General features: G+C 45.9%; 8 protein-coding genes and 1 pseudogene. 2 read left to right on the top strand and 7 right to left on the bottom strand.

All coding sequences use genetic code 11. The annotated features are described in order from the left end of the window. Together AC6I5A_RS13530 and AC6I5A_RS13525 are read left to right on the top strand one after the other, a co-directional pair. Positions 1-233, top strand: a 233-nt coding sequence (locus AC6I5A_RS13530; RefSeq protein WP_497900770.1) for a hypothetical protein, incomplete at its 5' end; no start/stop codon positions are given. 536 nt (positions 234-769) lie between these two features. After that, positions 770-2233: an IS91 family transposase gene (locus AC6I5A_RS13525; protein ID WP_034617101.1), complete on the top strand. Its 1464-nt coding sequence runs from the start codon at positions 770-772 to the stop codon at positions 2231-2233. A gap of 216 nt (positions 2234-2449) precedes the next feature. Here AC6I5A_RS13525 and AC6I5A_RS13520 read toward each other — a convergent pair whose 3' ends face one another. The 7 genes and pseudogenes from AC6I5A_RS13520 to AC6I5A_RS13490 form a co-directional block, all read right to left on the bottom strand. After that, on the bottom strand, positions 2450-3022 hold the full coding sequence (locus AC6I5A_RS13520; RefSeq protein ID WP_034617099.1) for an Hsp70 family protein: 573 nt from the start codon (positions 3020-3022) through the stop codon (positions 2450-2452). Further along, positions 3015-3713: a nucleotide exchange factor GrpE gene (gene grpE, locus AC6I5A_RS13515; RefSeq protein WP_034617098.1), complete on the bottom strand. Its 699-nt coding sequence runs from the start codon at positions 3711-3713 to the stop codon at positions 3015-3017. Before grpE ends, AC6I5A_RS13520 begins: the two co-directional genes overlap by 8 nt. Positions 3714-3834: 121 nt before the next feature. Further along, positions 3835-4278 (bottom strand): annotated as a pseudogene (locus AC6I5A_RS13510) (FAD-dependent oxidoreductase); the annotation flags it as partial. 27 nt (positions 4279-4305) lie between these two features. Beyond that, positions 4306-4722, bottom strand: a complete 417-nt coding sequence (gene arsC, locus AC6I5A_RS13505; protein ID WP_497900769.1) for an arsenate reductase (thioredoxin) — start codon at positions 4720-4722, stop codon at positions 4306-4308. 101 nt (positions 4723-4823) lie between these two features. Next, positions 4824-5903 carry an ACR3 family arsenite efflux transporter gene (gene arsB, locus AC6I5A_RS13500; RefSeq protein ID WP_034617096.1) on the bottom strand — a complete coding sequence of 360 codons (1080 nt, stop codon included), beginning with the start codon at positions 5901-5903 and terminating at the stop codon, positions 4824-4826. Between the two features lie 63 nt (positions 5904-5966). Then, the gene (locus AC6I5A_RS13495; protein ID WP_034617095.1) at positions 5967-6290 is read right to left on the bottom strand and encodes an ArsR/SmtB family transcription factor; all 324 of its coding nucleotides are present in this window, start codon (positions 6288-6290) and stop codon (positions 5967-5969) included. A 363-nt stretch (positions 6291-6653) separates the two neighbouring features. Then, positions 6654-6894, bottom strand: a 241-nt coding sequence (locus AC6I5A_RS13490) for a hypothetical protein (RefSeq protein WP_034617093.1), incomplete at its 5' end; no start/stop codon positions are given.

Below are 6894 nucleotides of genomic sequence, written 5' to 3'. Positions count from 1 at the left end.
TAGCCGAGGTTTTTCTTAAAATAAAGCAGAGAGCTTCCCCCACCCTGTACAGCACCATTTATCATAGTAATAACAGTCAGTACAAACCAATTTCCGCAGAAAAACAAAGACCATTATTATCGCAAAGAAAAGGTAAATCCAAGCAGCTAATGGATATAAAAACCAACAAGCAACAGCCCCTAAAACAATCCACAAAAGCATTAAAAAATTGCCTAAGATTATGCTTGTTTTAGAATATTCTTCCAATCCTTGCTCATAGATTTTTATTTCGTTTTTCATAGTTATTTTTCCATTTATAAGTTTATATACATTTTCTTTTTAAAGGCGGGGTTCGGAATTTCATATAACGATTTCGGGCTTTGCGAAGTGCGAAGCATTTGGGCGAACGAAATGAGCCGCAAAGCCCGTGTTAAGTGAAGTTTCCGCCTGTCTTTTCCTGAATTTTTATTACAACCACACTCTATACTATTAAACGTTTTAAAGTCAATCCGTAAAGTATGCCAAGTATAAGCATCTCGCATAATCCAGTAATAAGTGTATAAAGCAATGCTCTAATCGGCACATTGAACATCATCCATTGCGAAGCTACATACATCACAACACGGAAATCTATAGTCTTCATTGACCGAACTATTATTAACCTGTTGCGAATATAGGAAGGTTGCTTACCATTTTGTGATATTCCTAACTTTTTTGTTAATTTATGCTTGTATTGCTAAATATGGCATGTTATCCTATAAGAACACATGTTCGTATAGGCGGTGCTATTATGCTACAAGCGGCTGCCTTAAAACTTGATACTTATTTGCCAAGATCTCCGCGTAAAAACAGATATTTCAGGCTGGTTGAAGATAACTATGAACAACTGGAGTGGGTCTGGGATCAGAAATACCAGCAAAAATATGGATACTGGAGACCTTATGTCACTGCTGTCATTTACAAGTTCCTTGATTGCGGCGATCCCCACCTTGGTTTTGCCAGGGTTAAATGTGACGACTGCAAACATGAATACATCCTGCCCTTTTCATGCAAGCGGCGGCATTTCTGCCCATCCTGCCATCAGAAGCGGGTCCTGGAGTTCGGTGAACACCTACATGAAGAAGTTTTGCAAGATGTACCCCATCGGCAATGGGTTTTTAGCCTCCCCAAAAGGCTCCGTCCGTATTTCATGTACGATCGCAAGCTGCTTGCAAAACTTAGCAGATGTGCCTGGAACGTTCTGGCGGATTATCTTAAAGCCGGTGTTACAAGGAATGACCCTATCCCCGGCTGTGTTATTGCTGTGCAGACTTTTGGCGAGTTTCTCAATTTTAATCCGCACCTTCATATAATAGCGACCGATGGATGTTTTTGTCCCGACGGTTCATTTATGACCGGAATTACTCCTGATGCTGCAGATCTGGAAGCCGCATTTGCTGTGGAAGTCTTTGACCTGCTTAAAAAGGAAGGAAAAATCAGCCGCATCATTATCAATAACATGAACAATTGGGAACACAGCGGCTTTAATGTTTATTGCGGTCAACCGGTCAGCGCTTGGGATGATGCCGGAATTGAAAGACTGTCCCAGTACATCGTTCGTGCCCCCATATCCCAGGAACGCATGCTATATATGCCTGTTCAGGAATCCCCGGACGGAACGGCCAAAGTAGTTTATGGCGGCAAGACAAGCCGTGTGAATGAAACCTTTACCGCTCTTGATTGGCTGGCCCGTCTTGTCACCCATATCCCTAACAAGGGTGAACAAATGGTGCGCTACTATGGATATTACTCCAACAAGTCGCGGGGTATTCGAAAAAAAGATGCTCTCATCGACACCACTGAAAATCCGTCACCTGGCTCTGTTAACACAGCTACTACCATAGTCAAGTCAGACCTGGCAAGGAAGAAGTTCCGCAAGAATTGGGCCAGGCTAATTCAGAAGATATATTTTGTGGATCCCCTCTTATGCCCAAAATGTGGAGGCGGCATGAGAATTATTTCGTTTATTGAGGATGATGCCACAATCAAAAAAATACTTATGCATCTTGACCGATGGCTGCCACAAACCCATGACCCTCCACAGGTGGAAGCGGATCGCATTACCATACATATACACCCTCATAGGAGTTATGAATGGTGGGAAGCTATAAAGTATGTTTCCGGCAATGAGTATTCCGATGACACTATTGTTCAGAGTCCGTATGAGGATGAATACTCCCAATTGGATCCTTGTGAATATAATTTCACCGACTAACAACTAACACGCCGCCTGCAGGGTCTGTTTTGTCATGTAAAAATATTTTTTTGCTTTGGCTCAGAGTTATTTTCAAGCTGGTTTGTTTTGATGTTAGGTACATTATTGTTTTTCTGTTCTGGATTCACCGTTTAAATTATATAAATACCCTTGATTTTGCCATCCGATAGCCTGATTATGCTCATATCCGTATCCGTATCCGTTATCCGTTATCCGTTATCCGTTATCCGTGCCCCCGCCTAGATCATAGACCAAGACGTGGCGGTCTTCGTCTAAGTGTGCTAAACCGAAAGCCAAAGCTGCTGCGGTGGGTTCATTAATGATCCGTTCCACGACAAAGCCTGCTAATTCACCGGCCTGTTTGGTAGCCCGCCGTTGTTCATCTGTAAAATAGGCAGGCACTGTGATCACGGCTTCTTTTTCACCGGGGCCAAAGTTGGCATCAACATAGCTTTTTAATTCTTTGAGGATCAGGGCGGAAATCTCCTGCGGCAAGAGGGATTGATCGGCAATAGCAATCAGCTCGGTGGAGCCCATCTGACGTTTGACGGCCGCCACGGTCCGGTTCGGCATGGCAATCAAGGCGGCGCGGGCAGCCTCTCCGACAATGACACGTCCTTGCAAATCAATCAGTACAACTGATGGAATAATGCGCCGGTTATCCATTGATGGAATAATCTCCGGTCTGCCCTTATGAATATAAGCCACTGCTGAATTTGTGGTTCCAAGATCAATGCCCACCACCGGGCGGAAGCTTGATTCATGGTTTACGTGATTATCTTTACTCATGATCCCTCTCCTCATAGACAATGACGTGGGCTTTTCGTTTAAGATTACCGTACTCATTGGCAAATCCACGCTTGACGACTTCGGCGACTTCATACGGCTGAATCGTCTGGTTTTCCTTTTCGCTTCCCTGATCTGAAGCCGCGTTCTCTTGTCCGGCAGGCGTCGATGGGCGGCAAACGGTGCCAATGCATTCGGCAATTTGCGGATTAAAACTGGTTCCTAGAACTTTTATTTCTTGCAGCCCGAGAACCTGTAGAGCTTGCAGAGTCTGGCTTGTCCATTTTTCCACTAAAGTTTGCCACATTTCTTGCCCTGTTTTCTGCAAGCGGACAGCCAAGAGATCGAAATCATCAAGCCAGGTTAAAAGCACCTCCTCAAGATAGGCCACCTGCTGCTCATAAACATCTAAGCGGGCACTCTCTAGCAAATATTTGTCTTGCCAATTTTGAACCGCCGTTAAGCCGGCACTCAGTCCCTCCAGTTTGCTCAGGGAATCCTGACCCATTTTATATTGAAGACGGCTGAGTTTACGTACTTGTTCATTCATCTCTGCCATTGATCCGGAACTGTCCGATATGTGCTTTTCGAGCCTTTTTAAGCGATCACTGATTCGAGTCAGGTGCTCCTGAACTTGAGCCATTGTCTGCTCCACAACCTGGTCTCTTTTACGCTTCCAAAAATTCCACCCCATACTCCTTATCTCCCTGCTGAATCTAAAATTAAAAGTCTTTTGATGGTCATTATATCATAATGCTTCCACTCTGCCCAACCATAACCAAGGTACGCAAGCGTGTCAAATTCATCCTCTCGACAACCGCACCCGGCATGTTGGCGACACTATAATGCACCACTCCGTGTTTGACAAAAGTAGGATCACTATGCGTCGTCACCCTGTCGATCGTCTCGATGCTGCCTCCCTGGTCAATGGCTACATCCACAATCACGCTGCCAGAAGTCATACTTTTCACCATATCCTCTGTAACCAGGCGTGGGGCGCGCGCTCCTGGGATCAGAACCGCGCCAACGAGCAGGTCTGCCTTGGCCACAGCATGACGGATATTAAACGTGTTGGACATGAGCGTTTTAGCCCGTCCGTTGAAAAGGTCATCCAACTCGCGCAAGCGCTGGGGGTTCTTTTCCAAGATCGTGACATCCGAACCCATGCCGACTGCCATTTTCGCAGCGTTCGTACCGGCAATTCCCCCGCCTACGATCGTGACCTTGGCCGGACAATTTCTAAGGGAGACCCTCTGCATCAAATGTGAAGGGTCTCCCTCTTAGCATCAAGTTTCTTCGGCCAATTCTTTAATTCTGTCTTCGATTTCATCGCGGACTGCTCTGAATACCTGCAAAATATCTTCTTCGCTCCCGTTGGCTTTGGCCGGATCTCTCAGTCCCCAATGCTCCTTTTGCACATGAGGCGGGGTGGCTGGGCAGGTATCATAGGCATCCCCGCAGAGAGTAATGACATAGTCAGCTTTATTCAACAAGTCCGGATCGATTACTTCCGACTTATGCCCGGAGATGTCTATTCCTTTTTCCGCCATCACTTCCACAGCCCTGGGGTTAAGCCCATGGGCCTCGATGCCGCCGCTGTAGACCTCATAGCTGTCGCTTAGGTGTATCTTGCCGAATCCTTCTGCCATTTGACTGCGGCAGGAATTACCGGTGCAGATAAAGTAAATGATTTTTTTCTCCACTGGTTTTCTCCTTTTGTCTTTCTGTTTCATCCGAGGCTTTTTAACTTTTCTAAGGCAGGGCAAAAAGCTCCCCCATGGTTTTCTCCGTGCCGGACCCGCAATCACCCGCGCAGCGGTTCCCCTCTTTTCCCAAAATATTTACTTCCAAGTTTAAGAGCAATGTTCACCAAGCCGATCATTACCGGCACCTCAATCAGCGGCCCAATAACTGCGGCAAAGGCCTGTCCGGAATTGATTCCGAACACTGCGACTGCTACGGCAATCGCCAGCTCGAAGTTGTTGCTGGCCGCGGTAAAAGCGAGGGTAACGGTCTGGCTGTAAGGTATTCCCTGGCGCCAGCCCATATAGAACGAGACGAAAAACATGAGCAGGAAATAAATAACCAGGGGAATCGCGATCCTGACCACGTCCATGGGTAAAGACACAATATATTGCCCTTTCAGAGAAAACATAATCACAATCGTAAACAGAAGGGCAATTAAAGCCAAGGGGCTAATTTTCGGCACAAACTTCTGCTCGTACCACATCTTGCCCATGCGCGGCAAAAGGATCAAACGCGTAAGCAAACCGGCAAAGAACGGAATACCAAGATAAACCAAGACACTCTGGGCAATTTCCCAAATGCTCAGATCCAGCTCTACCGTGCCCGAGGTAAGCCCAAGCCAGTACGGCAGCACGGAAATAAAGATATAGGCATAGACGGAGTAGAAGATGACCTGGAAAATGGAGTTTAACGCGACCATGGCAGCCGCATACTCCGAATCCCCCTTGGCTAAGCTGTTCCAAACGATCACCATGGCAATACAGCGGGCCAGGCCAATCATAATGAGTCCAGCCATATATTCAGGGTAATTATGAAGGAAAATGATGGCCAAGAGAAACATGATCATCGGGCCGATGATCCAGTTCTGGATCAAAGACAAGGTCATAACCCGGGTATTTTTCACCACCAACCCCATTTCTTCGTATTTAACTTTGGCCAAGGGGGGATACATCATCACAATCAGACCAATCGCAATCGGTATGTTGGTAGTGCCGCTTTGAAAAGAATTGAGCCAGGTAGCCACGCCGGGAAACACATACCCAATTCCGATTCCCAGAGCCATGGCCAAAAAGATCCACAAAGTCAGATAACGATCCAGCCAGGACAGCTTGCGGCTAACTGGAACATCAACACTCATTCTTTAGACCTCCTAACGCAATTATTCGTACCTATTTTTTCTCTTTACTTGGCCAGCGCAGCATCAAACCCGACACCCCTTGGCCACCGCCAAGCGCTCCAAGTCTTCGGAGACTTGCGGCAAATGCTCCAGGAGTACGGAAAGAAGCCTATGCTGGGTATTTAAGGAATAATAGACCCATTGCCCACCCTTGCGTTCCTTAACAAATCCTGCCTGTTTGAGCCTCCGTAGGTGCTGGGATACTCCCGGCTGGCTGATTGCAAGAATTTCCGTGAGGTCACATACACACAGCTCCCGCTCCCGCAACAGTCCCAGAATCCGGAGACGGGTTTTATCAGCCAGTACTTTAAACTGCTCCGCAGTTTGTTCCGCTGACTCAAGATTCATTCTGCTGACCCTCCTTTCTAACTCTATATAAATATATTATTATGTATTTTCTTGATTAGCAAGAGAGTTTAGCTGTTTTTACCCTCTAATATATCTCAACTCTCATCCAAAGGGGTCTGGCCCTGACCCCTTCAAAATTGGACGCGGTTCTCATAAAAACCCGCCCCAACTTTCTCTTATAGAAAGTTAGGGCGGATTACGTTGTCTTACTATTTTTCTTAATCCGGTGCTTTGACCAAATAAAACTTCGCCTTCATAATATCCTTGATCTCATGGGTTTCAACTTGCCTGGCGACTAATTCCAGCTCTTCATGATGCTGTTTGGCATATGCTTCCAGACGGTCAAATCGAGTGTCATGTTCTTCAGCATGTGCTTCTAAGCGAGCAAACCGTGCATCGTGTTCTTCTAACTTTCCGAAAACTTCTCCAAATTGGTTTTGGATTTAATACAGCAATTTTAAAGAGAGTGAATTTCTGAATAAGAGAAATGATAACCAAAATAAGGGGAATCAAACTTAACAAGCCATAGGTAAGAGGAGCAAGTTTTAAACCAAAGATATTAGGGAAATTCTCAATCTTGCCCTTTTTAAACGTATCAGAAAGT

Source organism: Desulfosporosinus sp. Tol-M2, assembly GCF_059735615.1.
The sequence above is the reverse complement of the archived record's forward strand: the minus strand, read 5'-3'. Positions and strand labels throughout refer to the sequence as shown.

Bases quoted from the DNA above. Each gene is read 5' to 3' on its own strand.
- AC6I5A_RS13525 (WP_034617101.1), top strand. From the start codon at position 770: ATGCTACAAGCGGCTGCCTTAAAACTTGATACTTATTTGCCAAGATCT.
- arsB (WP_034617096.1), bottom strand. From the start codon at position 5,903: ATGAGTGTTGATGTTCCAGTTAGCCGCAAGCTGTCCTGGCTGGATCGT.
- grpE (WP_034617098.1), bottom strand. From the start codon at position 3,713: ATGGGGTGGAATTTTTGGAAGCGTAAAAGAGACCAGGTTGTGGAGCAG.
- AC6I5A_RS13520 (WP_034617099.1), bottom strand. From the start codon at position 3,022: ATGAGTAAAGATAATCACGTAAACCATGAATCAAGCTTCCGCCCGGTG.
- AC6I5A_RS13495 (WP_034617095.1), bottom strand. From the start codon at position 6,290: ATGAATCTTGAGTCAGCGGAACAAACTGCGGAGCAGTTTAAAGTACTG.